This is a genomic window from Thioclava sediminum, assembly GCF_002020355.1.
Classification (GTDB): Bacteria; Pseudomonadota; Alphaproteobacteria; order Rhodobacterales; family Rhodobacteraceae; genus Thioclava; species Thioclava sediminum.
Map to the genome: position 1 here is coordinate 599,820 of NZ_MPZV01000003.1, position 26,289 is coordinate 626,108.

Sequence of the window (26,289 nt, forward strand, 5' to 3'; positions counted from 1 at the left end):
GCAACGAAATCGGCACACGAACCTTTTTCGATTTCGAATGAATTATGAGCGCCTTGGCCCCGGTTTCGATAACTCAGGGTGCAGGTTTGCGGCTACTCGCCAAACGGCTCTCCAAGCATCAGTTTTCATTCCGGGACAAACGAGGCTTCGAATTTCATCTCGCTTTAGCGACGTGTCGCTCTTTGCAAGAGAAACAATCTCATTGATTATCTCCCGCTCACCTCGCATTTCGCTCGGTGAGCTCGCCTCGTTTTCTGAAATGATTTCCTCGATACTTGATGGCCGATACTTGTTCAGGATTTGCGGAGAACAACCATCGAGATGAGCAAAAGTGTCTCGGATCTTAGCGATTGCAGCGAAGTCAGAAAGCGCTTTCAGGAAAGGCACCGAAGCGCCGCTTGAAAGCCTAGGTGTCGGCTCTCGATCAAGTTTAGCCTGCGTCTCGTCTAGTCGCTCTGATGCAATCTCTGTGTAGCGCTCGAGCTGGTGCTTCGAAATCGTGAAGGTGACGATGTCAATTGCTGGGTGAAAACCTAGGAAGCGGTTTCGGACGGGCTTTTCACGGTAGAAAGCGTGCCTTGCAAGAAACACCGTTCCACCTTGAGGCGTGCAGAGCGAGAAGCCCGGCTGTCGGAAAGCAAAGGACATAATATCCAACTGTGTAAGCTTGGGCGTATCTTCGTCGCTCCAATCGCGAGCATCGCGATAAATTTCCGCAAGGGAAACATAACCTGAGTTGCAAAACATCACCCAATCCTCACCACATCAGCGCCAGCCCGCGCACGGCCAGCCAAGTAATCCGCCCAAGCGTCCATCATGCCGCGCCGCTTCTCGACCATATCACCGCGCCGATAGGCGGCTTCCACGGCATTGCCGACCTTGTGGGCCAGTGCCACCTCGGCCATGTCGCCGGGAAAATGCGTCCGCTCTGCCACCCAATCGCGGAAGGTCGAGCGCAGCCCGTGCGGCACCGCTGGGCGCTTGCTCACGCGGTCCACATAGCCCACCCCACCCTCTGCCAGCTTCGCAGCGTGCAGGCGCTTCATCGCGGCGCTCAGAGCCATATCTGACATTTCGCCCCCCTTGGGTGCGGGGAACACATGGGCGCTTCCTTGAAAGCGCGGCAGAGCTTTCAACAGCGCCAGCGCATCCGCTGAGAGCGGCACGCGGTGTTCGCGGTCCATCTTCATCCGCGCCGCCGGGATGATCCACAACGCCGCCTTAAGGTCGATTTCCTCCCAGCGCGCGCCCCGCACCTCTTGCGAGCGCGAAGCGGTCAGCGCGGCAAATTCGAGCGCACGATTGCTCATTCCCTCACGCTCGCGCAGATCGGCCAGCCATTGCGGCGCGTCGTCGATCTGCAAGGCGGGTTGATTGGCGTTGCCCTTGAGCTTGGCAGGCGCGGGCAACAATTCCTTGAGGTTGCCGCCCCAACGGGCCGGATTGTCGCCCCTGCGATAGCCCGCGACCGTGGCCCAAGACAGAACCGCCTCGATCCGCCCGCGCAGGCGGGATGCCGTTTCGGTCTTGTTGTGCCAGATCGGCTCCAAGACGCGTAGAACGTCCTGCACGGCAATATCCTGCACCAGCATCTTGCCCAGATCCGGCACGGCGTAGGTTTCGAGCGTGCTGCGCCATTGCGCGCGGTGTTTGTCATTCTTGAAGGCGTCGAGCTTGGCCGACAGGTATTGCTCTACCGCATCGGAGAAGGTCAGCCCCCGGCGCTGGGCCGCGACAAGGGCCGCTTTGTTGGCCTTGCGCTGCTCCACGGGGTCTATCCCTGCGCGGATCTGTTCCTTGGCCTCTCTGGCCCGCTCACGCGCTTGGCTTAGGGTTACATCAGGGTAGCCGCCCAAACCGATTTCCCGGCGCTTCTCGCCAATCGTGGTGCGCAAGAGCCAAGACCGCCCGCCCTTTGGCGTGAGTTGCAGGTAGAGCCCCGTCACCCCGCCCACCGGATGGATTACGTTTCGCCCCGTGCCGGGATGCGCGAGGTTCTTCACCTCCAGCGCGGAAAGCTCTTTGGCGATTTTCGGCATGGGAACCTAACTCACTTGCCCAGCATCCTACCCACCATTAAAGATGCACACCCCTGCGATTGATTGCAATGGGCCGCGAAGGCGTCTTGATTAAATCACGCTATTTTATTGGGTTAGCGCGACAGGTTCTGACAGGTTGCAAAGCCCTTCGGGCGGGCTTCGTCTCCGCCATCACCCAGTGCGGAAAATCTAATCTGTTCCTGCCAATCGGTTATCGGGACAGATCAAAAGCCCTTCGCCACGCGCGCCCCCCACATCATCCTCGGCCACACCGTCTTGAACGATCAGGCCGGCGCATCTTCTATTGCTCGATCGGCCACACGCTCGACGATCTGCGGGTCGATCAGGTGACTGAGATCATCCGGCGCGGGATGCGGTGGGCGGGTCTGCGCAACCGACCTGCCCCCGAGCGATCCGGGACCGCGCCGTGCTATGCGCTGCGGGAATACGCGCTCATCGATGTCGCATCGGGGCATTGGAGCGACGTATGTGCTCGATTGGAGGGCGAAAAATCGTCGTAGGCGCGGGGCTCGTTCAATCCGGGTTTGCGCCCGGTCGCCACGCGGTTCATTCTCCGCCTCGAATTTCCCCCGGAGGCCAACATGGCACGCCAGACAAAGCTCATCCTCTGCCCGATCAACCTGCGCCACGCACAGGTCGAGCATCATGCCTATATGGAAGCCGTCGAGATGGCGCGGCGGCGGCGTGCGAAGCTGATCGTGGCGACGATCGCGCCCGAGATCGAGCGTAATCTCAATATCTACAACTCGGATACCTACTGGGGCCAGCAGCTGCGCAAGTTCCTCAACGACAATCCCGCCAGCGGGGTGACCGAGGTCGAGATGGTCGTGCGCAAGGGCGCGGTGCATCGCCAGATCGTCAAGCTGGCGGATGAGCGCAAGGTGGACCTGATCGTGATGGAAGCGGCCAACCCGAAGGTGCAGGACTACCTTCTGGGCACCACGGCGTCCCATGTCGTGACCCATGCGGAGTGCTCGGTCTACGTCGTGCGCAGCTAAGGGCTGGCCCGGGGGGCGACCAGCACACCGGGCAGCGCCCGACCTCCCCCCGGGAGGGCGCTTTTGCGCCACCTGCGCGCGCATGAAAGTCGGAAGGGTGCGGCGGGATAAAGTGCAGACCGCCAAGGTCGGGGACATGCGCCCCCCCGAGGTCGGGCGCTGCCCTCTCGACGCGCCATCCCATGGACCGGCGCGCGCCCCGCTTCCAAGGCAATTGAACTGATGTTTGGGAAAAACCCGCGCCTGTCGCGCGGCGGGTCGGACCCGCCCCAATGCAGGGGCGGGTCCCTTTCTCTTACCTCTTGGCGGTCTCGCCCGAGGACTGCGCGGGCACCAGCGCGCGCATGATCGAGGGCATGGTGAGGCTGCCCACCGGTTCGCCCCTCATCATCACGCGGTAGCGGCGGTCGAGCGCCCCTTCGGCCTTGGCGATGACGCTCTCGAGATTGTCGTTGCCGTCGATATCGCCCGACATCTCGCCTTCCGGCGCGCCGCGCTCCATCACCGAGCGCACGCGCAGCACGCGGGCACGGTTGATGTCGGCCACGAAGTCCTCGATGTAGGGATCCGCCGGGTTGAGCAGAATCTCCTGCGGCTCGCCCTGCTGGACCACCCGACCGTCATTCAGGATCACCAGGTGATCGGCGAGCTTGAGCGCCTCGTCCAGATCGTGGGTGATGAAGATGATGGTCTTGTGCAGCTCGGCCTGAAGCTCGAGCAGCAGATCCTGCATGTCGGTCCGGATCAGCGGATCGAGCGCCGAGAAGGCTTCGTCCATCAGCATGATGTCCGAGTTCGACGCCAGCGCCCGGGCGATGCCCACACGCTGCTGCATCCCGCCCGAGAGTTGGTGCGGGTGGTGATCGCCGTAGCCCCCAAGCCCGACGCGGTCGAGCCATTTCTCGGCCTCGGAGACATAGTCGGAGGCCGGGAAGCCGCGGGTGGCCAGCGCCATCGCCGTGTTCTCCGCCACCGTGCGGTGCGGCAGAAGGGCGAATTTCTGGAACACCATCGACATCCGCTCGCGCCGCAGTTTGCGCAGCTGCGCCTCGTTATAGTCGAGGATGTTCTCGCCATTGACGATCACTTCGCCAGCGGTGGGCTCGATAAGCCGGTTGAGGTGCCGGATCAGCGTGGATTTACCCGAGCCCGAAAGCCCCATGATGACGGTGATCTCACCCTCTTTCATGTCCACGTTGATGTCGTTGAGCCCGAGCACGTGATTGCGCTTCTCGAGCAGTTCCGGCTTGCCCATGCCCGCTTTGACGTCTTCGAGCGCCGCTTGCGGATCCGACCCGAAGATCTTGTAGAGGTGTCGGATCGAGACTTTGATTTCTTTCGTCATGTCTGTCTCCTCACTTCCGGCTCTTGCTGGTGTCGATCCGGGCGAGCGAGGCTTTCGTCACGCGGTCGAGCAGGATCGCGATGATCACGATCCCGAAGCCAGCCACGAGACCCGTGCCCAGTTCCAGCGACCGGATGCCGCGCAGCACGAGCACGCCGAGACCCGGGGCCGAGACGAGCGAGGCGATCACCACCATGGCGAGGCTCATCATGATCGTCTGGTTCACACCGGCCATGATGTTGGGCAGCGCGAGCGGGATCTGCACGCCGAACAGCTTCTGGCGCTTGGTCATGCCGAAGGCGTCGGCCGCCTCGATCACGTCGGGATCGACCAGACGGATGCCGAGGTCTGTCAGGCGCACCACGGGCACGATCGCATAGAGGATGATCGCGATACCGTAGAGCTTCGGCTCGGTGACCGAGAACAGGAAGATCAGCGGAATCAGATAGACGAAGGGCGGCAGCGTCTGCAGCATGTCGAGGATCGGGATCACGGTGCGCTGGAGCCGGTCGCTCCGAGACATCGCAATGCCTATGGGCACCCCGAAGAGGACGCATATGAAGGCACAGACGAAGATGATCGCCAGCGTCTGCATCGCCGCTTCGTAGTGATTGATGAAGGCGAGGAAGGCGATCGAGACCAGCACGAAGACCACCAGTCTCCAGGAGCGCGTCACCAGCCAGGTGATCAGCATCAGGATCGGCACCATCAGCCACCACGGCGTGTTGGTCATGATCCAGAGCATGTCGCGCAGGGCCCAGCTCAGCGGCTGTGTGAGCGGGTCCACGACGGCGCGCAGCCCGCCACGGATCGCGAGGAAGCCGTCCTCGAGGCCTTGCGTCACGTCGCGCGAGGGCGGGATCGCCCCGCAGGCCTTGTTGAGGGCGTCGAGCGAGGGGAAGGGCCAGTTCCAGAGGCTGGGGCCCTGCGTCGTGGTGCCGTCGGTCTGCGCGATCAGGTCGGCCATCGACGTCATGCCGCCGCCACCGTCGCCGCCAGCCGAACACCAGTCCTTCAGCCCCACCGCGTTGAAGAAATTCTCGTAAGCTGCCATTGGTTTTCCGGGTCGCACAGAGAGACCCGTCCCATATTGTTGCGTGATTGATCGAAAAAGGACGGGGCCTGTCCCGGCCCCGTCCATGTGTTGCGCGTCAGGCGCGCGTCACGATCATCCGCCGATCAGCTTCGAAAGCTTCTTCTGGGCATCGGCATCGAGCCAGTTCTTCCACGTGTCCTGGTAGTTCTTGATGAAGTGGACAGCCGTCTCTTCACCCGAGGCTTTGTTCTCGTCCTGCCAAGCGAGCAGCTTCGACATGGTGTCGGTCTTGAAGCTCATCTTCGAGAAGAACTCGGTCTCCGCCGGATGGGTGTCCGCGAAGTCGCTCGTCACCGAGGTCAGCACCGGAGCTGCCGGGAAGTCCGAAACCTGCGGGTTCGACGCGTCCTTGTTCTGGAGATTGTCGAACTTGGCCTTGTCGTAGTCGCCAAGCTTCACGCGGGTCATGTCATAGTTGCCCATGACCACGGTCGGGCCCCAGTAGTAGCCGAACCACGGCTTCTTGTCGGCGAAGGCCGAACCGATCGACGAGGCGAGCGTCTGGCCGGAGCCGTGGTTGAACACCTCGATGCCCGAGCTCTTGAGGTCGAGCGCCTTGATCAGGTTGTCGCTCACGACGCGGCAGCCCCAGCCGTCGGGGCAGTTGTTGAACGTGCCGCCGACCCAGTCGGGATGCGCCATGACGCCCTCGATGGTCTTCAGCTCGGGGTGTTCCTTGGCGAGGTAGGTGGGGATCCACCAGCCTTCGACACCACCCGGCTGGAGCGTCTTGGCGACGCGCTTGATCTTGCCTTCGCTCTCGAGCTTCTTGTAGGCGTCGCCCGCCGAGTTCAGCCACAGGTTGGTGACGACGTCGGGGCGGCCGTTTTCGGCGATCGAGGTGATCGCGGGAATCGTGTCGGATTTGACCAGGCTGGTGTTACAGCCGTAGCCTTGGTCCAGCATGAACTTCGCGATGTTCGTGGTGACTTCGGCAGCGGCCCAGTTCATCTGGGCGATCGAGATGTCACCGCATTGCTCGGCGGCACGGGCGGTTCCGGTCTGGGCTGCAAAGCCGGTGACCATAGCGGTCGCACCGGCGACCGCGAGAAGTGTCGTCTTCCGCATATGTTTTCCTCTCATCCGTTGGATTGTTCACGATCGTTTTCGGATCGCATTCGCCTTGCGCGTGATGAGACCGTCCGACCTCCCCGCGCGGGCGTGCTTGCACCCGGGGGAGCGTCTCGGCCCATCGTCGATCTTCAGGTTGCGCAGTGCACGCGAATGCGCCCGTTCGACGATTGCCGCGAACGGTAGCGCCGGTGCTCCCGATCAGCAATCGTCCGCCGGTCACATTAATTTGAGAAAAGAGACAGGGAACCCAATGATAACTGGAGGAAATTTTGTAAAAGGAGACACTTGAGGGGCGACAGAACGGCAAAGAGATCCGGCACCCGGGGGATGCCGGACCGACAATTTTTGAGCATGTGCGCGCGAAGTCGCTAGGCGCGCCTCCGTTGCGTGAATTGACGCACTGACGCGCCTGCACGAGACGACGTCGCCTCGCCCCCTGCCCGCGCAATTTTCCGCGTTGCCCGGGCCGCACGCCCGGGCGCTTGGGATCAGACCGCCATGCCGTCCGCATCGAAGAAGACCGTACGATCCGGCTCGAAGCTCAGCCCCGAGACATCGCCCGGACGCAGATCGGTATCGCCCGCGACGCGCACGTTCACCGCGCCCAAGGGGCCGCAATCGAACAGGATGAACGTGTCCGCGCCGAGGAATTCCACCACGTCGACGCGCCCGTCGCATTGCCCCTCGCCTTCGGCCACCAGCAAGATGTGTTCGGGCCGGATGCCAAGCTGCGTGGCTTGCGGTGCGGGACAGGCCCCGCCGCGCCCGCCGTCGAGACTATAGCTGCCGCCCGAGACCGCGCAGGGCATCACGTTCATCTTCGGGCTGCCGATGAATTGCGCCACGAAAAGGTTCGCGGGCTTCTCGTAAAGCTCGCGCGGCGTGCCGACCTGCGCGATCCGGCCGTATTCCAGTACCACGATCCGATCCGCCAGCGTCATCGCCTCCACCTGATCGTGGGTGACGTAGATCATCGTGCGCTGGAGGTTGCGGTGCAGCCGCGCGATTTCCAGTCGCATCTCCACGCGCAGCGCCGCGTCGAGGTTCGACAGCGGCTCGTCGAAGAGGAATGCCGTCGGGTCGCGCACGATCGACCGCCCGATCGCCACACGCTGGCGCTGGCCGCCCGACAGGTCCTTGGGCCGCCGGTCGAGGAAGCTCTGCAGCTTCAGGATATCAGCCGCCTCGTCGACCTTGGCGCGCCAGTCCTCTTGTGGAGCCCCCGCCATCTTGAGCGAGAAGCCCATATTCTCGGCCACCGACATATGCGGGTAGAGCGCATAGGACTGGAACACCATCGCGAGGCCGCGTTTCGAGGGCGGCTGATCGGTCACATTCGCACCGTCGATCTCGATCGCCCCGCGCGAGGTATCCTCAAGCCCGCCGATCATCCGCAGAAGCGTGGACTTGCCGCAGCCCGAGGGCCCCACGAAGACGACGAATTCGCCATCCTTGATCTCGAGGTCGATGCCCTTGATGACCTGGACGTCGCCGAACCACTTCTCGACACCATTTAGCGTGATCGAACCCATTTCACCCCTCCTTGCCGGCCCAGGCGAGCCAGACGGCCGCCGTCCAGGTAAATGCCTTGCCGCCCGCGGCCGCGCCCGTCATCGGGTCGAAATACTCGACGAAGCCGTAGCGCCCGATCACCTCGCGGGTGCGCTTGCGGACCTCTTCGCCAAGCGCGACGCCCCGTTCCGAGGCGCCCTCGCCGATCATCATGTTCATCATCCCCCAGGTCGGGCCGCGCCAGTAGCGCTTGGCGTCGAACCGCGGATCGAAGGGCGCGAGCGACGGCACGCCATAGGGGGCCGCATCGAGCACGCGGGCCAGATGCTGTTCCATATGCGGTGCGTCGAGCCCGCCGAACCAGCACAGGAAGGAAGCGTTGCTCAGCGCGTTCGACCAGATGCCGTTGTTGCAGTTGTAGCTGTCGTAATAGCCCATGCCGGGGTTCCACAGCGCGTCCGCACCGGCTTCAAGTTCGGCCAGCTGCGCGGCCATGTCGCCGGTGTCGAGATCCTGCGCCTCGCCAGCCGCCAGCAGGTCACGCAGACCGCGCATCAGGATGAAATGCATCGTCGGATCGGCCACCTTGAACGGGTTGCCCTCGGCGACTTTCGCATCGTCCCAATCGAGCGCCTTGGCGCGCTGCACCAGCCAGATATAGCGGTCGTAATCGTATTTCGTCGGGCGCATCGAGGCGTCGACATGCTGGGTGTCGCGGCGCTCGTAATAACCCACGTCCTGCGGGTCGATCCCGCTCATCGCGTCATCCCAGTCCGGCGCGTTGTCACGGCCCGACTCCCACGGATGGATCACGAAGATCGCGCCCTTCTCGTCGCGGCGCCATTTCAGGAACCACTCCGCCCATTTGCGCATCTTCGGATAGAGCGCCGCGAAGCGAGCCGCACCTGCCTCCGGGTCAGCCGCCAGAAGCCGCGTCGCGAAGCTGAGTGCGACCGGCGGCTGGGTGATTCCCGAGGACGCGATCGGCCCGTTGCAGCCCCAGACGTCGGGGCCGGGGAAATAGCCCGGATCGGGCTTGTGGAAGATGATATGCGGGACCATGCCGTTGTCCCACTGCCCCGAGAACAGAGTCTCGATCTCCTGCCAGGCCCGGTCCAGGTCGAACTCGGCGAAGCCGAGGCTCGCGAAGGCGCTGTCCCAGTTCCACTGGTAGGGATAGAGGCCGTCGGTCGGCACCGTATAGCCGCCCCGGTCGTTCTGAGTGAGGATGTCGCGCGCCGCGGCATCCCGGTCGGAGAAGTCGTCTGCGGCAGCCAGAGTTTCGGTCATCATATCTTATCCTTTCACCGCGCCAGCCGTCAGGCCGCGGGTCATGAAACGTTCGAGCCCGAGGAACAGCGCCATAATCGGCACCGTCGCGATGACGGCGCCCGCCATCAGGTGCTGGCGCGGGATCTCGGAGGAATTGAGCGAGGCGATGCCCCGCGTGAGGGTAAATTTGCTGGGATCGTCGAGCAGCATGAAGGCGAGCAGGAACTCGTTCCATGCGATCATGAAGACATAGAGCCCGACGGATGCCATCGCGGGCAGCGCCAGCGGCAGCGTGATCTTCCAGATCACCTTGAGCCGCGAAAGCCCGTCCATCAGGCCCGCTTCCTCGACCTCGACGGGGAGGCCGCGGAAATAGCCCTGCAGCATGTAAAGCGCGACCGGGATCGTGGTGACCGGGTAGATCATGACGATCCCGAGGATCGAGTTGCGCAGACCGACCATCGAGTAGGCGATGTAGATCGGCAGCGCGAGCACGATCATCGGCACCATGTAGATCAGCAGGATGCCGCGCGAGAACACTTTCTGCCCGCGGAAGCGCAGCCGCGCGACCGCATAGGCGCCGGGCACTGAGAACAGCAGCGTCAGCAGCACAGTCAGCACCGAAACATAGAAACTCGTCCAGAGGTAGCGCCCGAAATGGAACTGGGTCATCAACTCGTAATAGCTGTCGAACAGGTGCCAGCCCCGGCTCAGGTCGATCGAGAAATCGAGCGGGTTGAGCATCAGCTGCTGCTGCGACTTCATCGAGGTCATGACCATCACGTAGAACGGGATGACCACGATCGCGGTGAAGAAGATGTAGCCAAAGCCGGTGAGGAAGCGGATCACCGCATCCTCGAACTGGTGGCGCGTGAGCGCACCGAACCGCAGCTCGCGCAGGATCGAGTTGAGCGGGATCGAGACTGCTCCCGCCAGCACCACGCTGAGTGCGACGCGCCAGACAAAGTTGAAGCTGTCGTCGAATTGCAGCGCGCCGAGGCCCACTGCCATCAGCGCCAGCGCCACGATCACCGCCACCGCATCCGCGGCCCAGCGATTGGCGATGCGCACGCGGGCAAACCCGGTCGCGAGCCCGAGGATCAGCGACCCGATCAGAGCGGGCTTGGCCGCAGCGCCGGTCGCAAAGGAGATCGCGACCCCCAGCGTGACCGACATGACCAACGCCCAGAGCGCCCCGATGATCGGCCCGGTGAGATAGCCTTTATGCAGGATTTTCATAGCCCTTCCTCCCGGCTCATGGTGCGGAAGAACAGCCCCGAGAAGACCAGAAGGCAGGCGAAGATCACCACGGCGACCGCGGCACCCGCACCGATATTCGACACCGCGAAAGCCTGTTCGTAGACATTGACCGTCAGGACCCGCGTGCCGGCATTACCGCCGGTGAGCAGGAAGATGTCGTCGAACTTGTTGAAGGTCCAGATGAAGCGCAGCAGGAACAGGACCGACAGGATCCCCAGCAGCTGCGGCATCGAGAGATACCAGAATTTCTGGAACGGAGAGGCCCCGTCCATATCCGCCGCCTCATACATATCCGTGTCGATGCTCTGCATCCGCGCGAGGATGAAGAGGAACGAGAGCGGGAAATAGCGCCAGATCTCGAACACCGTCACCATGATGAGTGCGAGCGGCTTGGCCCCGAAGAAGTTGATCGCGCCTTCGCTCACGCCCATCTGCACCAGAAGCGCGTTGGCGGAGCCCGAATAGGGATCGAACAGCGTGATCCATGTGAAAGCCACGGCGATCACCGGGGCCACATAGGGAAAGAGGTAAAGCCCGCGCAGGATACCCTGCCCGCGGAAGCTCTTGTTCAGGAGCAGCGCCGCGAACAGCCCCACGACCAGCGCGCCCAGCGTGCCGAAGACCGTATAGAACAGCGTAATACCCAGAACGCTCCAGAACTCGCTGCCCGAAAAGAGCTGGCGGAAGTTGTCGAGCGTGAAGGTGGAATTCGTCAGGACGTTCGAGACGTGACCGGTCGCTTTGACCTCGGCGTCACGCATCGCGCGCTCTGCCTCGCGGGTGTCCCCCGTCACCTGCGCATCGACGCGGAAACGTTCGTTCGCGCCGGCCTCAAGCGTGCCGAAATCGCAAGACAGGTCTTGCCCGTCCATTGCGCAGCCCTGAGGCAGATCGCCGGTCAGCGCAACGCCTTCAGGCAGGGTCACATTGAGCGCCGCATTGCGCATCTCCTGCTCGCGCGAGGGGTTGATGACGCGCAGTTCCAGAAGCGCCTGATCGCCGCGGTCGCGCAGCGCGACCCGTGTGCGGATCTCGGCCGGACGCAGATCGCCCAGCGTCACCGGCTTGAAGGAGATCCAGAAGATCGCCAGCAGCGGCACGATCACGACAAGCGCCACGATCGCGATGGTCGGGAACAGCAGGCCCCAGGCCAGGCGCGCCTCGCGACGAGCAAGCGCGCCGCGCCCCTTGGGCGGCGATATGTCAGTCATGACAGTCTCCAATCCATGCAGTCAGAGCGGGCTTTGGTCCCGGGGCAAGGCGCAACCGCCCTGCCCCGGCCAGAGGTCGGATCAGTTGATCTTGCCCAGCTCGTCGTTCATCTTCGCGACCGCATCCTCGGCCGAGATGTTGCCGTCGATGAAGTCGCGCACAACCCGGTTGATGACCTGGCTGTTGAGCATCTTCGAGGCCAGCGCGAGCTGCCCGTCCTTCACGCCCCAGCGCTGTGCGGTGTCGAGACCCTTGGTGATCTCGTCGACCACGGCCGGCGCGTAGAGATCCTTGAGCGGCGCCTTGCGATCCACGCCCACCGGCAGGGTCGCCCAGAGCTTGGTGAACTTCTCCGGATCCGCATCGGTGCCGCGACGGGTCGGGAACTTGCCCTCGGGCGCGATCGACAGCGTCTGTTCGTAGCCGTCATTCATCGAGTAATCGACGAATTGCTCGGCCGCTTCGGTGTCGGCATCGGCGGTGATGGTGAAGTAACGCAGGTCCGCCCAGCTCGCACCGTCGGGGTTCGACGGGCCCGCGAGGTTGGTCACGACGCCGGTATCCTTCGACAGCTCGGTCGAGGTCGGATCGTCGTTGATCATCGGCGGGGCGCTGTCACGCAGACCGGCCAGCTCGTCGAGGATGAAGGGCGACCACATGATCATCGCCGCCTTGCCCGCGAAATACAGCTCGCGCGACTGCTTCCAGTAGTTCTCGCCGGGCGGGGAGGCATCGGCCAGCTTCTTGTAGAAGTTCAGCACCTCGACCGTCTTCTTCTCGTCGAGCGGCTTGAAGCCGTCCGGCCCCACCGGCGAGACGCCGTTGGCGAGGAAGATCTGCTCGAGGATCTGGCTCATGTAGTTCTCGTCGACCTTGGTCGCGGCGACGAAGCCATACATGCTCGGCGGATTGTTGAGCTTGTCGAGCGCGGCTTCGATCGACTTGAAATCGGTCGGAGGCGCGAGGCCCGCTTTGTCGAACAGGTCCTTGCGGTAAAGGATCATCTGGGTCCAGCCATCGACCGGCACTGCGGCGTAATCGCCATCCGTCTCGACCATCTTCAGCGCGCCGGGCGCGAAGGTCGCCGGATCGAGCTTGTCGACCACATCGGTGCTCGCCAGCGTGTCGACGATGCCCGCATCGGTCCAGGGCAGCACGTTCTGAATCGGTGTGTAGATCACGTCCGGCAGATCACCCGCTGCAAAAGCGGCGGTGGCGCGCTGGTTCAGGTCGCTCTCGGTGACCGGGATCACGTCCACGCTGATGCCGGTCTTTGCCTTGAAGTCGTCGGCCATCTGCTGCTGCTTGGCCAGACGCTCGGGCTGTTCCTCGGTGGTCCAGAACTTGATCGTCTGCGCCTGCACCGCGACGGCGCCCGCCATCAGCGCCAGCACGGTCGAGCCCATCAGCATCGCCGTTTTATGTCCTCGAATTAGCTTCATTTACTTTCCTCCCGGTAGATTGCGTTTCTCTTATGGGTCGACGGGCGGCCCATCGGAGCCTCCCGGTTCCAGTTGCGCCGCCACCAATTCCGTCAGCTCTCCGGGCGGCGCACCGCGGAGCTGCGCGATCAGCAGTGACGCGAGACGCGCGCCCGCGTGCTGGCTGTCGACTGCGAATGTCGTGAGGGGCGGATCGACCATCCGGCCCTCGGGAATACCGTCATAGGAGATGATCGACAGGTCGCGCCCGATCGTCAGCCCCCGCTCGCGCGCCACGTCATAGGCCCCGAGCGCAGTCGCGTCGGTGGAATAGACGATCGCGGTCGGGGGATCGGGCAGATCGAGCAGGTCGCGCGCGGCCTGCGCCCCTTCCGAACGGTCGGAAATCTCCATCAGCTCGAGCGCGGGATCGAAGGGCAGACCGGCCTCTTCCAACCCGTCGCGGTAGCCGTCTCGGCGCAGCAGCGCGAAATTGTAGCTCGCATGCGACCCGGCGAAGGCGATGCGGCGATGACCGAAGCCCGCCAGCCGCACGACCGCGGCACGCATCGCGCCCTCGCCATCCACGTCGTACCACGACAGGCCTGGATCGGGCTGGCCGTGGCCGGTGCGGCCGAACAGCACGAAGGGCACGTGTTTCGTCTGCAGGAACTTCACCCGCGGGTCCACGACCTGCGTCCGCGGGAGGATGAAACCGTCGACCTTGTGCTCCTGCAAAAGCCGCGTGACCGTGTCCTCCATCTCCTCGCGCGAATTCGACGAGGCGATCGTCAGGGTCCAGCCTTCGAGTGAGGCTTCCTGCGTGATCCCGCCAAGGAAATCCGTGAGGAACGGCCCGTAGCGGTCCGGCGCGTCGAGCTCGAGCACCAGACCCAGCGCCCGCACCCGCCCCGTGCGCACGGCCTGCGCATAGGGCATCGGCGCATAGCCCATCTCGGCGGCGACGCGCGCCACGCGCTCGCGGGTCTCGGGAGAAATGTCGGAATAATTGTTGAGCGCCCGCGACACGGTGCTCTTGGTCAGGCCCAGCGCCTGCGCAAGATCAGAAATCCGCACCCGGCGCGGCGCCGGTTCGGACGGTTTCTTATTTGTGTCGCGAATCTCCTCCATGGCGAGAGACTAGGTTAACGAAACCGATTTCGTAAAGCCGAAACCGGTTTCGAAACACGAATTCAGCCTCAAGTCGCCGTGTGCCGCGGCGCGGCAATGTGGCTATGGACGGCCCGTGTTTAGCCCCGAGAGTTTTTAGAAAACCCCGCGAAATCAAGCTACTAAAGGACGACTTTGACACTGTGGAGGACCGTGCGTTTGCCGTCCTCTCTCGCTGCACCGGTAGTCCGCCAGCGCCCGGCCCGGGGAAACATCGCCCCATTGCGATCACAGCTTGGTGTTGAAGACAGAACCGCCGCGCGCGCCCATCGGAGAAAATCCCCTATTCACATGCTGTTACGCGCCACTGTTAAACGACTCGGCTTCGCCGCCCGGCGCCAGTTCCCTTTCCTTGCGGCTGAACCAAAGGCCGATCCAGCCCGTTGACTTGCAGGGCAATCCAAACGCGCCCCCGAGTTTTTCAAAAGTTTCCTCAAGGACTGACCAGCATCAGCCTTCAGCGGAAAGGAATTGCCATGTCAGTTTATCTCCACGGTCTCTCGACTGCGCTACCGCCGCATTGTCTCGCGCAGTCCGAGGTGCGTAAGCGCGCCGAGATCATCTTCGGCGAGACCTACCCGCAATTCGAGCGGCTATCGAAGACCTTCGACACGGCCGGGATCGATCGGCGCTATTCGGTCGTGCCGATCGATTGGTTCTCGGAAGAGCACGGCTGGGCGGATCGCAACGCGGCTTTCATGGAAGGCGCGAAGGCGCTGTTCATCGACGCGGCGCAGGCGGCCCTCGACACCGCAGGCTGGCAGGGCTCGGAGGTCGATTGCGTGGTCACGGTCTGCTCGACCGGGCTCGCGACGCCCTCGCTCGAGGCGCAGGTGCTGGGCGAGATGGGCTTTCGCGACGACATCATGCGCGTGCCGATTTTCGGTCTGGGCTGCGCGGGCGGCGTCTCGGGACTGTCGACGGCGCAATCCATCGCGGCGGGGCGTCCGGGGGCGAAGGTTCTGCTCGTCGTGGTCGAAACCTGCTCGCTGTCCTTCCGTGCGGACCGGATGCAGAAGGCCGATATCGTGGCGGCCGTGCTGTTTGCAGATGGCGCGGCTGCGGCCTGTATCAGCACCGAGGCGCCGGGCGCGGGTCAGGTGATCTCGCTCGGTCAGGGGCACCAGAAGACATGGCCCAACACGCTCGACGTCATGGGCTGGGATGTCGACGAGATCGGCTTCGGTGTGATCTTCGACCGCTCGATCCCGGGCTTCGTGACAGCCGAATTCGCCGCGGCCGCGGAAGGTGCGCTCAAGGCCGCGAACCTTAACCATGACGAGATTGACCGTTATGTCTGCCACCCCGGCGGCGCGAAGGTCGTGGAGGCGATTGAAGGCGCGCTGCATCTGGAACAGGGCGTTCTGGATGCCGAACGCGCGGTACTGCGCGAGGCGGGCAACATGTCCGCACCGACGATGCTGTTCGTGATGCGGGCGGTGTTGGACTCGGGCAAGACCGGGCAGATGATGGGCTGCGCACTCGGCCCCGGCTTCACCGCCTCCTTCCTGCCCTTCCATGTCGGTCCGGCCCAAAGCGAGAGGGAGGCCGCCTGATGGTCCTCCCGAGCCTCCTGTTCCTGGCTTTCATCGTCGTGCAACGGCTGAGCGAATTGGTGATCGCCAAGCGCAACACCGCCCGGCTTCTGGCGCGCGGGGCCCATGAGGTCGGCGCGTCGCATTACCCGGTGATGGTCGCGATGCACAGCGCCTGGATTTTCTGCCTGATCGTCTTCGGGCTCGGCCAGCCGGTCCACCTCGGTTGGCTCGCGATCTTCGCGGTGCTGCAGGTGCTGCGCGTCTGGATTCTCACCAGCCTCGGCGCGCGCTGGACGACGCGGGTGATCATCCTCGACGAGCCGCTGGTCGCGCGCGGGCCATTCAAATACGTCTCGCATCCCAATTACATGCTAGTCGTGGCCGAGATCTTCGTGGCCCCGATGGTGCTGGGCCTGCTCTGGGTAGCCGTGCTGTTCACCGTTCTCAACGCGGCGATGCTCTGGGTGCGGATCGGGGTAGAGAACAAGGCCCTCGCCCCGATGCGCGCGGGCTGAATGCGAAACGGGGGGCGAACTCGCCCCCCGCTCTATCTCATCCGCTTGTCTGAAGTGGCTCAGCCGCCAAGCACACGTGGCAGCCACAGCGTCAGCGCCGGAAAGCCCAGCAGAAGCGCGACGCGCACCAGCTCGGACAGGAAGAACGGGAAGACACCGCGGAAGGTGGTGCCCATTGGCACGTTCTTCGCCAGCGCCGAGATCACGAAGACATTCATCCCCACCGGCGGCGTGATCAGTCCCAGTTCCACCACTACAAGCGCGAGGATGCCGAACCAGACCTTCAGCTCGTCGGTCGAGAGGCCGAAGCCAGAGCCGTCCGCCATCTGGTAGAGCCCGCCATTGATCTCGACCAGCACCGGCCAGAAGAAGGGCAGCACCAGCAGGATCATCGACATCGAGTCCATCAGGCAGCCCAGCACGATCAGCGCGATCAGCAGGATTGCCATCACCATCATTGGCGGCAGGCCCGAATTCACTGCCATATCGGCAGCCGCCTGCGGCACCCCTGCCCGCGACATGAAAATCTTCAGCAGCTCGGCCCCCAGCAGGATCAGGTAGATCATGCCCGTCGTGCCCGCCGTCTCGAGGATCGACGACCGCATCGCCTCGCGCGACATCAGTCCGCGGAAGAGCCCATAGACGAAGACCGCGAAGACACCGATCGCAGCGGCGGGCGTCGGGTTGTAGAAGCCCGCATAGATGCCGCCGATCACGACGCCGAAGATGCCCAGCACCGGCAGCACGCCGCGCGTAGCCGCCCAGAACTCGGCCTTGTCCGACACGCCCTGTGCGGGGCCTGCGCTCGGCACGAGGCGGACATAGATCGCGATGGTCATCAGGAACAGCACGACCGCGATCAGACCGGGGATCAGCGCGGCCATGAACATGGTGACGATATTGGCCTCCACGATCACCGCGTAGATCACGAGGATCACCGAGGGCGGGATCAGGATGCCCAGCACGCCGCCCGCCGCGACCGAACCGGTCGCGAGTGCCGGGGAGTAGTTGTAGCGCTCCAGCTCCGGCAGGGCGACCTTGCCCATCGTCGAGGCCGTGGCGAGCGAAGACCCGCAGACCGCGCCGAAGCCCGCACAGGCGGCGATCGAGGCCATCGCGGTGCCGCCGCGCATCCAGCCGAACCACGCATTGGCGGCGCGGAACATATCACGCGACAGGCCCGTCTTGGTGGCCAGCGCCCCCATCAGGACGAACATCGGCACGACCGAGAGGTCATAGATCGAGAATTGGCCGTAAGCGAGCGTCTTGAGCTGGCTCAGCAGGATCGCCGGGCCGTTGATGATCGCGGTGCCGCCAGCGCCCACGACGATCATCGCATAGGCGATGGGCACACGCATCACGATGAGCCCCACGAGAATGGCGAGGCCCAGCAGGCCGAGAGTAATCGGGTCCATCAGGCACGCCCCGTCCAGTTGTCCCGCAGGCTCAGCGCTGCGGCGATGAAAAGTAGCGCCAGCGAAGCAAGCGCGGGAAGGTAGGCCCACCAGACCGGGATCTGCAGGATCGTGGTGGCGAGCGAATAGGATTTCTGGTCGAGCATCCCGAAATACATCCGCCACAGCAGGAGCGCCGCGAAGCCCAGCGCCAGCACCGAGCCGATGGCCGAGAAGCGGCGCTGCACGGCGGCGCTCAGTTTCGAGGTGAAGATATCCGCCGTCACGTTCTGATCGGCGAGTTGGCAATAGGGAAGGAACATGAAGGCCGCGATGGCGACCCCCATCTCCGTCAGTTCGAAGTCTCCCGCGAAGGGCAGCCCGATGAAGCCGCCCACCACGGTCCAGACGTTTACGGCGACGATCGCTGCAAGCACCCCGCCTCCGGCGAGGGCCCAGGCATAGATCGCCTTGCGCAAGAAAGTCTCGGTTGCAGAATGCATGATCGTCGCCGCTCCGTTGGTTACTGGCTCGCCAGGTTCTTTTCTTCTTCAGCGGTCAGCTCGCGGGCTTCTTTCACCAGCGCCGGACCGTCGATGCCTTGGCCTTTCACCTCGTCTTCCCAACGGGTGACGACCGGCTGCATCGCATCCTTGAAGGCTTGGGTCTCATCGGCCGAGAGCGTGATCAGCTCGTTGCCATCCGCTTCGGCGGCCTTGATCCCGTTATTGTCGCTGGTGCGCCAGATATCACCGACCTGCTTGAGCCACTCCTCGTCGGAGGCCTTGCGGAACGCCGCCTTGACGTCATCGGGCAGGCTGTCCCATTTCGCCTTGTTCATCGACACCTGGAAGATCGAGGTGCCCAGACGCCAATGGTCCTGACCTTCGATCTGATACTGGGTCTGCTGCTGCAGCTTCAGCGCGGGGATGATCTCCCACGGGATCAGCGCACCGTCGACGACCTTCTTCGAGAGCGCCTGCGGCAGTTCCGGCACCGGCATCGCGACCGGCTGCGCGTTCAGCGCCTCGATCACCCAAGCCCCCGTGCGCGACGGCGTACGCAGCTTCATGCCCTTCACGTCGGCGGGGCTGTGAACCGGGGTATCCACGGTATGGATGCCGTTGCCCGCATGGGCGTGCAGGAACATCACTTCGAGGCCCTTGTCCTCGTATTCCTGCTTCAGTTCCTTATCGAACATGTCGCGCATCGCGAGGTTGGTCGCGGCCGGGTCGTTGTTGAAGACGGTCGGCAGTTCGAACACCTCGGTGCGCGGGAAGAGACCGGGCGTGTAGCCGTTGAGCGTCCAGATCAGATCGACCACGCCGTCACGCGCCTGCTGCACCAGCTCGGGCGGGCGACCACCCAGCGTCATCGCCGGGTAGATGTCGATCTTGACCTTGCCGTTCGAAAGCTCTTCGACACGCTTGGCCCAGGGCTCCAGCATCTGGGTCTGCACCGGCGCCTTGGCGCCAAGGAAATGGTGCAGCTTGAGGGTGATCTCCTGTGCGAAGCTCCCGCTCGCCCAAAGCATGGCTGCGGCGCTCAGCCCCAGTAGTTTCGTAAATTTCATCGTTATTTCCTCCCTTTGTGCCCCTCGCGCGGGGGCGGTTCGGCCTGTCAGTAAGGCAGGCCCACGTAGTTTTCGGCAAAGCTCTTGCGTGCGGTCTCCGACATCTGGAGATACTCGAACTCCGCGCGCTGCATCCGGCGCTCGAACGCGCCCGTTTCCGGAAAATCGTGCAGCATCGAGGTCATCCACCACGAGAAGCGCTCGCATTTCCAGACCCGCGACAGCGCCGTCTCGGAATAGGCGTCGAGCCCTTCGGACGTGCCGTGGTTGTAGAACCGATCGAAGGCGCGGTGCAAATAATAGACATCCGAGGCCGCGAGATTCAGGCCCTTCGCGCCGGTCGGCGGCACGATATGGGCGCTGTCGCCAGCCAGGAACAGACGCCCGTGGCGCATCGGCTCGGAGACGAAGCTGCGCAGCGGCGCGATCGACATCTCCAGCGGCTCGCCGGTGACCAGCGTCTCGGCCACATCGGCCGGGATGCGGGTGCGCAGCTCGTCCCAGAACCGCTCGGCGGGCCAGTCTTCCAGCTTCTCGCTGAGCGACACCTGCACGTAATAGCGGCTCAGCGTGGGCGAGCGCATCGAACACAGCGCAAAGCCCCGATCATGGGCCGCGTAGATCAGTTCGGGCGCGGCGGGCGGCGTCTCGGACAGAAGGCCGAGCCAGCCGAACGGATAGGCGCGCTCGAATTCCTGACGATGGCTTTCCGGGATCGCCTTGCGCGACGGCCCGTGGAACCCGTCGCAGCCCGCCACGAAATCGGCGGTCAGGGTCTTGGCCTCGCCCTCATGGGTGAAATGCACGGTGACGCCGTCGCCTTCGATCCCCTCGATTGCGGTCACCTCGGCCTCGTGCAGCACCGTACCGCCGCGCTCGTCACGCGCGTTGTACAGGTCCTGCGTCACCTCGGTCTGGCCATAGACCATCACCCCGCGGCCCGTCAGGTCCTTGATGTCGATATTGAGCCGCTCGTCATGCCACGAGATCTCGACCCCGTCATGGATTTCGCCCTGACGGTCCATCCGCGCACCCACGTCTGCGGCGCGCAGCAGATCGACGGTGCCCTGCTCGAGCACCCCGGCCCGGATGCGCGACAGCACGTAGTCCCGCGAGCGCCGTTCCAGCACGACGCTCTCGATCCCATGCAGGTCGAGCAATTGCGACAGCAGCAGCCCGGCCGGGCCCCCACCGATGATAGCGACTTGGGTCTTCATGCGTCTCCTCCGCAAAGGTCATTGCAGCGCTGCGCAAAAGCGCGCGCCTGCGCCGGGGCCTGCCCTGCCGCGAGAAGCGGATCGGTCAGGGTGTCCCCGTCGAGTTCGGGATGGGCGGCCAGAAGCGCCGCCACCGGATCGGGTGCGGCCATCGCCTCTTGCACCGCTGTCTTCGCCGCGTTGCGCGGCAGCGTCTTGGCGAGGGTGAAGATCGCGCGCTCGGCGTAAGGGCCGAACCCCGCCGCCTCGAGATTGGCGCGCATTCGGGGGCCGTCGGCCTCGAGCCCTTGCAGCATCTCTCCGGCGAGGCGCAGCGACGCGCCACAGGCCACTAGGATCGGGCGCAGGCTCATCCATTCCAGCGCCCAGGCGGCACCGTCGCGGAACTGACCGTGCAGCGCGGATTCGAACAGGCTTACCTGCAGATGCGCGGCGTGACGGGCCAGTGCGATCAGCGCCTCGGCGGCCACGGGGTTCGATTTATGCGGCATGGTGGACGAGCCACCGCCCGCGATCCGCACCTCGTTGATCCCCGACTGCGCGAGCGTCACCACATCCGTGCCGATCTTGCCCAGCGAACCGGTCAGCAGCACCGCCTGTGCCCCGGTGGCGGCCATCGCGTCACGGCGGCTGTGCCACGGCTGATCCTCGGCCTGCAGGCCCAGCGCCACGGCCATGCGGTTACGCACCGCCTGCGCCTTGTCGCCCAGCGCCGCATCGGTACCGACCGCGCCATGCAGCGAGACCCGCCCCGCGGCCTTCATCACCGCCAGACGCGCGGTTGCATCGATCAGCGGCTGCCCCCAGGACGCGACCAGCGCGCCGAAAGTCACCGGCAGACCGATCTGGCTGCGAGTGCGCCCGGCCATTACCCTCTCCGCCTCGCGCCCGGCAAGTGCGCCGGTCGTGCGGATCACGCCCCGCAACCGCGCCGCGATCACGGCAAGCGCCTGCGTCATCACAAGCGCCGTCGCGCTGTCGATGATATCCTGCGAGGTCGCCCCCCAATGCAGCGCCTGCCCCGCCTCTTCCGACAGCTTGGCGCGCAGATCGCCCAGCAGCGCGGGAACCGGCACGCCGTCGCGCGCAGCCCCTGCGGCCAGCGCTGCGGGATCGGGCTGGTAGCCGGTCAACTTGTCCGCGATCTCGGTCGCGGCGCTCTCCGGCACGACGCCTTCGGCCGCACAGGCCTCGGCCAATGCCACCTCGACGCGCACCATTGCAGCCAACAGCGCAGCATCGCCAAGCATCGCACCCAGTTCCGGATCGCCGTAGAGACCGGACCAGAGCGGGCTGTCGAGGGGCGACAGGCTCATGCGGCCCCCTTCATCGGCAGCGCGAGGATCTCACGCGCCTGCTGCCATGTGGCGACCGGACGGCCCGCCTTTTCGCACAGATCGACCGTGCGCTGGACCAGCGCCGCATTCGACGGCGCGAGCGTGTCGCGATCCAGCCGGATATTGTCCTCCAGACCGGTGCGGCAATGGCCGCCGGTCTCGATGCACCATTGATTGACGATCGCCTGCCCCGGCCCGACGCCCGCTGCGCACCATGTCGCCTCGGGCAGCACCCGCGCACGGGTCTCGCGCATGAAATCGAACGCCGCACGGTCGACCGGCATCGCGTTCTTCACGCCCATCACGAATTGTACATGGACATTCGCGGGCAGCCGCCCGTCGCCGACCAGCTTCGCGGCCTGAAAGATGTGGCTGAGATCGAAGCATTCGATCTCGGGGCGCACGTCATAGGTCTTCATCTCCGAGGCCAGCCAGTCGACAAGATCCGGCGGGTTCTCATAGACCCGCGTCGGGAAGTTGTTCGACCCGACCGAGAGCGAGGCCATGTCGGGCCGCAAGGGCAGCATCCCGCCCCGCGTCTTGCCCGCGCCGGAGCGCCCGCCGGTCGAGAGCTGCACGATCATGCCGGGGCAATGCTGGTGCAGCCCCTCCATCAGTCGCGCGAAGCGGTCGGGGTCGGAACTCGGCGAGCCGTCCTCGTTGCGCACATGGCAATGCGCGATGGTCGCGCCCGCCTCGAACGCGGCCTGCGTCGACTCGATTTGCTCGGAGATCGTGATCGGCACGGCGGGGTTGTCGGATTGCTGCGGCACGGAGCCGGTGATCGCGACACAGATGATGCAAGGGTCCTGGGTCATGGCTCAGATATCGAAGAAGACGGTTTCGCCTGCACCTTGCAGACGGATGTCGAAGCGGTATTCGCCCGGCCCGGTCGCTTCGGCGACCATCGTGGCGATCCGGTCGCGATGCTCGATCCGCGCCAGAAGCGGGTCGCCCGACAGGTCGTCCTCGGGGAAATACATCCGGGTATGGAGCCCGTGATTGATCCCGCGCGCGAAGATCCAGAAGGAGATATGCGGCGGCGTCTTGCGGTCGCCCGAAAGCGCAATCGCACCGGGTTTGATCGTCTCGAAAATGATCTCGCCGGTGGTGAAATCGGCGGGCATACGGCCAAACCCGGAGACAGCCGGGTCGGCCCCCTCCTGCCCCGGATAGATACCGGCGGCGTCGGCCTGCCAGGTCTCGACCAGACAATCGCGCAGCGGCAGATCGCCCCCGTCGACGACGCGACAGGTGATCTTGATCCGGTCGCCTTTCGCCTCCGGCCCGGCGATCTCGCGGCCGAGCGTCTCGAAGGGCACATCCTCGATGCCGCAGGCCTCGGGGGCGAGACCGATATGGACGTAAGGCCCTGCCGTTTGCGAAGGCGTCAGGATCGGCTTGTCGAATTTCTGCACCATCACAATCCCTCCGGGCGGTTTTCGAAATGGGTCTGGCGGTGGCCGCGCAGCACGATGTCGAAGCGATAGGCAATCGCGTCCATCGGTTTCGTCTCGCCCATGTCGAGCGCCGCCACGAGCCGGTCGAGCGCGGCCTTGTCGGGGATCGTCTGTGCGATCGGGCAGCGCGCGATCAGCGGGTCGCCCTCGAAATACATCTGAGAGATCAGGCGCTGGCCGAAGCTGTGGCCGAAGATCGAGAAGTGGATATGGGCGGGACGCCATTCGTTCGGACCATTGGGCCACGGGTAAGCGCCGGGCTTCACGGTGCGGAACGCGTAGGAGCCGTCTTCGCCTGTGATCGTGCGCCCGCAGCCGCCGAAATCGGGATCGAGCGCCGCCAGATAGCCGTCTTTCTTGTGGCGGTAGCGCCCGCCCGCATTGGCCTGCCAGATCTCGATCAGCGCGTTCGGGATCGGCCGGTTGTTCTCGTCCAGAAGCCGACCGTGCACGATGATCCGCTCGCCGATGGCACTCGTGCCGGGGCGGGCATAGTTCAGCAGCAGGTCGTTATCGAGCGCGCCGAGCTTCATATGGCCGAAGGTCGGGCCGGTCTCCTCGCTGGGCGAACTGTCGAAAGAGATCAGCGCGCGCTCTGGGCTGCGCAGCACCGAGGTCTTGTAGGTCGGCGTGAAGAGAGGCGGATGGATACCGGCCTCGCGGGGGATCAAACGACCGGTCATTGGCCCATCTCCTTCAGCGTTTCCTTGATGATCTTGATCGCGTGATTGGCGCGCGGCACGCCCGCGTAGACCGCGACATGCAGCATCGCTTCGCGCAGGTCTTCCGGCGTGGCGCCCGTGTTGGCGGTGGCGCGGGTATGCATCGCGATTTCCTCGTGATTGCCCTGCGCCGCCAGTAGCGCGATCGTCACTATGGAGCGTTCGCGCGGCGTCAGGTCGGGCCGCGACCAGACCGAGCCCCAGGCGCCTTCGGTGATGAATTCCTGAAACGGCGCGTCGAACTCGGTCTTGCTCGCATCGGCGCGGTCGACATGGGCGTCGCCCAATACGCGACGGCGCGTTTCCATCCCTGCTTCATATCGCTCAGACACGCTCATGCTCCTTCAGAAATTCAGTGATGAGGCGCGCCACCTGCTCGGGCGCCTCGATTGCGGGAATATGCCCCGCGCCTTCAATCAATTCGGCCCGCGCGCCGGGAATGGCGGCGGCCATTTCCATGACCTGCTCGGGCGGGGTCGCGCCGTCATGGCTGCCCGCGATCACCAGCGTCGGGGCGGAAATCTCGGGCAGCGCGTCGCGCAGGTCGGCCCCGGCGAGCGCCGCGCAGCAATTCGCATAGCCCTTGGCGTCGGTGCGCGCGACCTCCGTCACCCAGAGCGCGCAATCGGGATGGGCGCGGAAGGTGGGTCCGAACCAACGCTCGATCACGCCTTGCGCCATTGCGGGCAGGCCCTGAGTTTCCACGGTGGCGATCCGCTCGGCCCAGCTTTCTTCGGTGCCGATTTTGGCCGCCGTGTTGCTGAGAACCAGCGCAAGCACGCGTTCAGGGGCGATCCGCGCGATCTCCTGCGCGATCATGCCGCCGATCGAACAGCCGACGAAAACCGCACGCTCGATGCACAGATGATCGGCCACCGCCAATGCATCGCGCGCCAGATCGGTGATCGTGGGGGCAGCGTCAGAGGTCGCGCTCAGCCCGTGGCCGCGCTTGTCCATGCGCACCAGACGATAGCCGGAGAGCGGGGCGACAAGCCCATCCCACATCCGCAGATCGGTGCCCAGCGAGTTCAGACATATAACCGGAACGCCCTGAGCCACACCGTCTTCGCGGTAATGGATATGGCCCCAGTCGCAAATAAGTGCGTGCATCCTCTTCCTCCCGCCATAATCTTTTCTGAAGTTTTCGCTTGAGCCAAATATAAAATGCACGTTAATCCATAACCCCATGGCTATGCATAAAGGTCTCAAGCTGCGGCACATCCGCGCCTTTCTCGACACGATCGAGGCAGGCGGCGTCTCTGCTGCGGCGCGCAAACAGGGAATTTCGCAGCCTGCCCTGTCGAAAACCCTCTCCGAGATGGAGGCGATGCTGGGCGGCGCACTGCTGGAACGGCGCGGGCGGCGGCTGACGGTGACTCCTGCGGGCGAGGCGTTTCGCCGCCATGCGATACAGGCGCTGCAGGAGCTTGAGGCAGGCGCCGCTGCGCTGAGCGGCGACGGGATCGGCGACGTGATCAATGTGGGCGCGCTGCCGACCGTGGCGGGCTCGATCTTTCCGGGCGTCGCGCTCGACTTCAGCCGCGCCCATCCGGGCACGCGGCTCTCGATCAGCACCGGGCCGAACCTGTATCTGCTCGACCGGATCCGCTCCGGCGCGCTGGATCTGATGATCGGGCGGATGCCGGCGGCGGGCGACATGCCGGGGCTGCGCTTCGATTTCCTCTATGAGGAAGAGGTCATCCTCGCGGCGCGCGCGGGCCATCCTTTCGCGAACAGCCCCGCCCCCGAGGCACTGCGCCAATGCGACGTGATCCTGCCCACGCGCGGCGCGATCATTCGGCGCATCGTCGACGATTATCTGGGCGCACAAGGCATCACCGAGCCGCGCTGCCCGATCGAGACCGTGTCGCTCGCGACCGGGCTCGGGCTGCTGGAAGGGTCGGATATGCTGTGGTTCATCTCGCGCGGCGTGGTGGCGCGCGAACTGGCCTCGGGGCTTCTGGTGAGCCTGCCGCTGGGCGCGCAGTTCATGTCGGGCGCGGTCGGGCTGACGATGAAGCACGAGATGACCGAACGCCCCGAGGTCGCCCGGCTGACCGCGATGATGCATGAGGCCGCCCGGCTGCGCGAGGCGACAACACGCTGAGGCGCG

General features: G+C 64.5%; 25 protein-coding genes. 4 read left to right on the top strand and 21 right to left on the bottom strand.

Features of this window, described 5'->3' with window-relative positions; all coding sequences use genetic code 11:
* Positions 1-42 precede the first annotated feature (42 nt).
* The gene (locus BMI91_RS19875; RefSeq protein ID WP_146673593.1) at positions 43-747 is read right to left on the bottom strand and encodes a hypothetical protein; all 705 of its coding nucleotides are present in this window, start codon (positions 745-747) and stop codon (positions 43-45) included.
* Positions 747-2,039 carry a tyrosine-type recombinase/integrase gene (locus BMI91_RS15125; RefSeq protein WP_078549887.1) on the bottom strand — a complete coding sequence of 431 codons (1,293 nt, stop codon included), beginning with the start codon at positions 2,037-2,039 and terminating at the stop codon, positions 747-749. The genes BMI91_RS19875 and BMI91_RS15125 overlap by 1 nt, the downstream gene beginning before the upstream one ends.
* Positions 2,040-2,641: 602 nt before the next feature.
* Here BMI91_RS15125 and BMI91_RS15135 point away from each other — a divergent pair.
* Positions 2,642-3,058 carry a universal stress protein gene (locus tag BMI91_RS15135; protein ID WP_078520990.1) on the top strand — a complete coding sequence of 139 codons (417 nt, stop codon included), beginning with the start codon at positions 2,642-2,644 and terminating at the stop codon, positions 3,056-3,058.
* A 295-nt stretch (positions 3,059-3,353) separates the two neighbouring features.
* On the opposite strand, the gene BMI91_RS15140 is transcribed toward BMI91_RS15135, so the two are convergent.
* The 9 genes from BMI91_RS15140 to BMI91_RS15180 form a co-directional block, all read right to left on the bottom strand.
* Complete coding sequence (locus tag BMI91_RS15140) at positions 3,354-4,403, bottom strand: quaternary amine ABC transporter ATP-binding protein (protein WP_078540498.1); 1,050 nt, start codon at positions 4,401-4,403, stop codon at positions 3,354-3,356.
* Positions 4,404-4,413: 10 nt separating this feature from the next.
* Positions 4,414-5,457 (bottom strand): ABC transporter permease, encoded by a 1,044-nt coding sequence (locus tag BMI91_RS15145; RefSeq protein ID WP_078540496.1) that lies wholly within the window; start codon positions 5,455-5,457, stop codon positions 4,414-4,416.
* 114 nt (positions 5,458-5,571) lie between these two features.
* Positions 5,572-6,567, bottom strand: coding sequence for an ABC transporter substrate-binding protein (locus BMI91_RS15150; RefSeq protein ID WP_078605736.1), 996 nt, complete (start codon positions 6,565-6,567; stop codon positions 5,572-5,574).
* 494 nt (positions 6,568-7,061) lie between these two features.
* Positions 7,062-8,105 (bottom strand): ABC transporter ATP-binding protein, encoded by a 1,044-nt coding sequence (locus tag BMI91_RS15155; protein WP_078605737.1) that lies wholly within the window; start codon positions 8,103-8,105, stop codon positions 7,062-7,064.
* A 1-nt stretch (position 8,106) separates the two neighbouring features.
* The gene (locus BMI91_RS15160) at positions 8,107-9,375 is read right to left on the bottom strand and encodes an MGH1-like glycoside hydrolase domain-containing protein (protein ID WP_078601560.1); all 1,269 of its coding nucleotides are present in this window, start codon (positions 9,373-9,375) and stop codon (positions 8,107-8,109) included.
* Positions 9,376-9,381: 6 nt separating this feature from the next.
* Positions 9,382-10,596, bottom strand: a complete 1,215-nt coding sequence (locus BMI91_RS15165) for a carbohydrate ABC transporter permease (RefSeq protein ID WP_078605738.1) — start codon at positions 10,594-10,596, stop codon at positions 9,382-9,384.
* Entirely contained in the window at positions 10,593-11,828 is a 1,236-nt protein-coding gene (locus BMI91_RS15170; RefSeq protein ID WP_078605739.1) for a carbohydrate ABC transporter permease, read from the bottom strand. Before BMI91_RS15170 ends, BMI91_RS15165 begins: the two co-directional genes overlap by 4 nt.
* 81 nt (positions 11,829-11,909) lie before the next feature.
* Positions 11,910-13,271, bottom strand: a complete 1,362-nt coding sequence (locus tag BMI91_RS15175) for an ABC transporter substrate-binding protein (RefSeq protein ID WP_078605740.1) — start codon at positions 13,269-13,271, stop codon at positions 11,910-11,912.
* A gap of 30 nt (positions 13,272-13,301) precedes the next feature.
* Entirely contained in the window at positions 13,302-14,381 is a 1,080-nt protein-coding gene (locus BMI91_RS15180) for a LacI family DNA-binding transcriptional regulator (RefSeq protein ID WP_078605741.1), read from the bottom strand.
* Between the two features lie 515 nt (positions 14,382-14,896).
* Here BMI91_RS15180 and BMI91_RS15185 point away from each other — a divergent pair.
* On the top strand, positions 14,897-15,976 hold the full coding sequence (locus BMI91_RS15185; RefSeq protein ID WP_078605742.1) for a type III polyketide synthase: 1,080 nt from the start codon (positions 14,897-14,899) through the stop codon (positions 15,974-15,976).
* The gene (locus BMI91_RS15190) at positions 15,976-16,473 is read left to right on the top strand and encodes an isoprenylcysteine carboxyl methyltransferase family protein (RefSeq protein ID WP_078605743.1); all 498 of its coding nucleotides are present in this window, start codon (positions 15,976-15,978) and stop codon (positions 16,471-16,473) included. The genes BMI91_RS15185 and BMI91_RS15190 overlap by 1 nt, the downstream gene beginning before the upstream one ends.
* Before the next feature lie 59 nt (positions 16,474-16,532).
* On the opposite strand, the gene BMI91_RS15195 is transcribed toward BMI91_RS15190, so the two are convergent.
* The 10 genes from BMI91_RS15195 to pcaD are packed head-to-tail and all read right to left on the bottom strand — an operon-like array spanning position 16,533 to position 25,286.
* A complete protein-coding gene (locus BMI91_RS15195; RefSeq protein ID WP_078521001.1) occupies positions 16,533-17,888 on the bottom strand; it encodes a TRAP transporter large permease in 1,356 nt (451 codons plus the stop codon).
* Complete coding sequence (locus BMI91_RS15200; protein ID WP_078521002.1) at positions 17,888-18,370, bottom strand: TRAP transporter small permease; 483 nt, start codon at positions 18,368-18,370, stop codon at positions 17,888-17,890. Before BMI91_RS15200 ends, BMI91_RS15195 begins: the two co-directional genes overlap by 1 nt.
* 20 nt (positions 18,371-18,390) lie before the next feature.
* Positions 18,391-19,440 carry a TRAP transporter substrate-binding protein gene (locus tag BMI91_RS15205; protein ID WP_078570860.1) on the bottom strand — a complete coding sequence of 350 codons (1,050 nt, stop codon included), beginning with the start codon at positions 19,438-19,440 and terminating at the stop codon, positions 18,391-18,393.
* Between the two features lie 47 nt (positions 19,441-19,487).
* A complete protein-coding gene (gene pobA, locus BMI91_RS15210; RefSeq protein WP_078605744.1) occupies positions 19,488-20,657 on the bottom strand; it encodes a 4-hydroxybenzoate 3-monooxygenase in 1,170 nt (389 codons plus the stop codon).
* On the bottom strand, positions 20,654-21,973 hold the full coding sequence (locus tag BMI91_RS15215) for a lyase family protein (RefSeq protein WP_078605745.1): 1,320 nt from the start codon (positions 21,971-21,973) through the stop codon (positions 20,654-20,656). The genes pobA and BMI91_RS15215 overlap by 4 nt, the downstream gene beginning before the upstream one ends.
* Complete coding sequence (locus BMI91_RS15220; RefSeq protein ID WP_078601559.1) at positions 21,970-22,812, bottom strand: 3-oxoadipate:acetyl-CoA acetyltransferase; 843 nt, start codon at positions 22,810-22,812, stop codon at positions 21,970-21,972. The genes BMI91_RS15215 and BMI91_RS15220 overlap by 4 nt, the downstream gene beginning before the upstream one ends.
* A gap of 3 nt (positions 22,813-22,815) precedes the next feature.
* Positions 22,816-23,415, bottom strand: a complete 600-nt coding sequence (gene pcaG / locus BMI91_RS15225) for a protocatechuate 3,4-dioxygenase subunit alpha (RefSeq protein WP_093477160.1) — start codon at positions 23,413-23,415, stop codon at positions 22,816-22,818.
* On the bottom strand, positions 23,415-24,137 hold the full coding sequence (gene pcaH, locus BMI91_RS15230) for a protocatechuate 3,4-dioxygenase subunit beta (RefSeq protein ID WP_078605746.1): 723 nt from the start codon (positions 24,135-24,137) through the stop codon (positions 23,415-23,417). Before pcaH ends, pcaG begins: the two co-directional genes overlap by 1 nt.
* The gene (pcaC, locus tag BMI91_RS15235; RefSeq protein WP_244176656.1) at positions 24,134-24,484 is read right to left on the bottom strand and encodes a 4-carboxymuconolactone decarboxylase; all 351 of its coding nucleotides are present in this window, start codon (positions 24,482-24,484) and stop codon (positions 24,134-24,136) included. The genes pcaH and pcaC overlap by 4 nt, the downstream gene beginning before the upstream one ends.
* 16 nt (positions 24,485-24,500) lie before the next feature.
* The gene (pcaD, locus tag BMI91_RS15240) at positions 24,501-25,286 is read right to left on the bottom strand and encodes a 3-oxoadipate enol-lactonase (RefSeq protein WP_078605747.1); all 786 of its coding nucleotides are present in this window, start codon (positions 25,284-25,286) and stop codon (positions 24,501-24,503) included.
* 76 nt (positions 25,287-25,362) lie between these two features.
* On the opposite strand from pcaD, the gene BMI91_RS15245 reads away from it, so the two are divergent.
* On the top strand, positions 25,363-26,283 hold the full coding sequence (locus tag BMI91_RS15245; RefSeq protein ID WP_078549855.1) for a LysR substrate-binding domain-containing protein: 921 nt from the start codon (positions 25,363-25,365) through the stop codon (positions 26,281-26,283).
* Positions 26,284-26,289: the final 6 nt, after the last annotated feature.

Bases quoted from the DNA above. Each gene is read 5' to 3' on its own strand.
- BMI91_RS19875 (WP_146673593.1), bottom strand. From the start codon at position 747: ATGTTTTGCAACTCAGGTTATGTTTCCCTTGCGGAAATTTATCGCGAT.
- BMI91_RS15125 (WP_078549887.1), bottom strand. From the start codon at position 2,039: ATGCCGAAAATCGCCAAAGAGCTTTCCGCGCTGGAGGTGAAGAACCTC.
- BMI91_RS15135 (WP_078520990.1), top strand. From the start codon at position 2,642: ATGGCACGCCAGACAAAGCTCATCCTCTGCCCGATCAACCTGCGCCAC.
- BMI91_RS15140 (WP_078540498.1), bottom strand. From the start codon at position 4,403: ATGACGAAAGAAATCAAAGTCTCGATCCGACACCTCTACAAGATCTTC.
- BMI91_RS15145 (WP_078540496.1), bottom strand. From the start codon at position 5,457: ATGGCAGCTTACGAGAATTTCTTCAACGCGGTGGGGCTGAAGGACTGG.
- BMI91_RS15150 (WP_078605736.1), bottom strand. From the start codon at position 6,567: ATGCGGAAGACGACACTTCTCGCGGTCGCCGGTGCGACCGCTATGGTC.
- BMI91_RS15155 (WP_078605737.1), bottom strand. From the start codon at position 8,105: ATGGGTTCGATCACGCTAAATGGTGTCGAGAAGTGGTTCGGCGACGTC.
- BMI91_RS15160 (WP_078601560.1), bottom strand. From the start codon at position 9,375: ATGACCGAAACTCTGGCTGCCGCAGACGACTTCTCCGACCGGGATGCC.
- BMI91_RS15165 (WP_078605738.1), bottom strand. From the start codon at position 10,596: ATGAAAATCCTGCATAAAGGCTATCTCACCGGGCCGATCATCGGGGCG.
- BMI91_RS15170 (WP_078605739.1), bottom strand. From the start codon at position 11,828: ATGACTGACATATCGCCGCCCAAGGGGCGCGGCGCGCTTGCTCGTCGC.
- BMI91_RS15175 (WP_078605740.1), bottom strand. From the start codon at position 13,271: ATGAAGCTAATTCGAGGACATAAAACGGCGATGCTGATGGGCTCGACC.
- BMI91_RS15180 (WP_078605741.1), bottom strand. From the start codon at position 14,381: ATGGAGGAGATTCGCGACACAAATAAGAAACCGTCCGAACCGGCGCCG.
- BMI91_RS15185 (WP_078605742.1), top strand. From the start codon at position 14,897: ATGTCAGTTTATCTCCACGGTCTCTCGACTGCGCTACCGCCGCATTGT.
- BMI91_RS15190 (WP_078605743.1), top strand. From the start codon at position 15,976: ATGGTCCTCCCGAGCCTCCTGTTCCTGGCTTTCATCGTCGTGCAACGG.
- BMI91_RS15195 (WP_078521001.1), bottom strand. From the start codon at position 17,888: ATGGACCCGATTACTCTCGGCCTGCTGGGCCTCGCCATTCTCGTGGGG.
- BMI91_RS15200 (WP_078521002.1), bottom strand. From the start codon at position 18,370: ATGCATTCTGCAACCGAGACTTTCTTGCGCAAGGCGATCTATGCCTGG.
- BMI91_RS15205 (WP_078570860.1), bottom strand. From the start codon at position 19,440: ATGAAATTTACGAAACTACTGGGGCTGAGCGCCGCAGCCATGCTTTGG.
- pobA (WP_078605744.1), bottom strand. From the start codon at position 20,657: ATGAAGACCCAAGTCGCTATCATCGGTGGGGGCCCGGCCGGGCTGCTG.
- BMI91_RS15215 (WP_078605745.1), bottom strand. From the start codon at position 21,973: ATGAGCCTGTCGCCCCTCGACAGCCCGCTCTGGTCCGGTCTCTACGGC.
- BMI91_RS15220 (WP_078601559.1), bottom strand. From the start codon at position 22,812: ATGACCCAGGACCCTTGCATCATCTGTGTCGCGATCACCGGCTCCGTG.
- pcaG (WP_093477160.1), bottom strand. From the start codon at position 23,415: ATGGTGCAGAAATTCGACAAGCCGATCCTGACGCCTTCGCAAACGGCA.
- pcaH (WP_078605746.1), bottom strand. From the start codon at position 24,137: ATGACCGGTCGTTTGATCCCCCGCGAGGCCGGTATCCATCCGCCTCTC.
- pcaC (WP_244176656.1), bottom strand. From the start codon at position 24,484: ATGGAAACGCGCCGTCGCGTATTGGGCGACGCCCATGTCGACCGCGCC.
- pcaD (WP_078605747.1), bottom strand. From the start codon at position 25,286: ATGCACGCACTTATTTGCGACTGGGGCCATATCCATTACCGCGAAGAC.
- BMI91_RS15245 (WP_078549855.1), top strand. From the start codon at position 25,363: ATGGCTATGCATAAAGGTCTCAAGCTGCGGCACATCCGCGCCTTTCTC.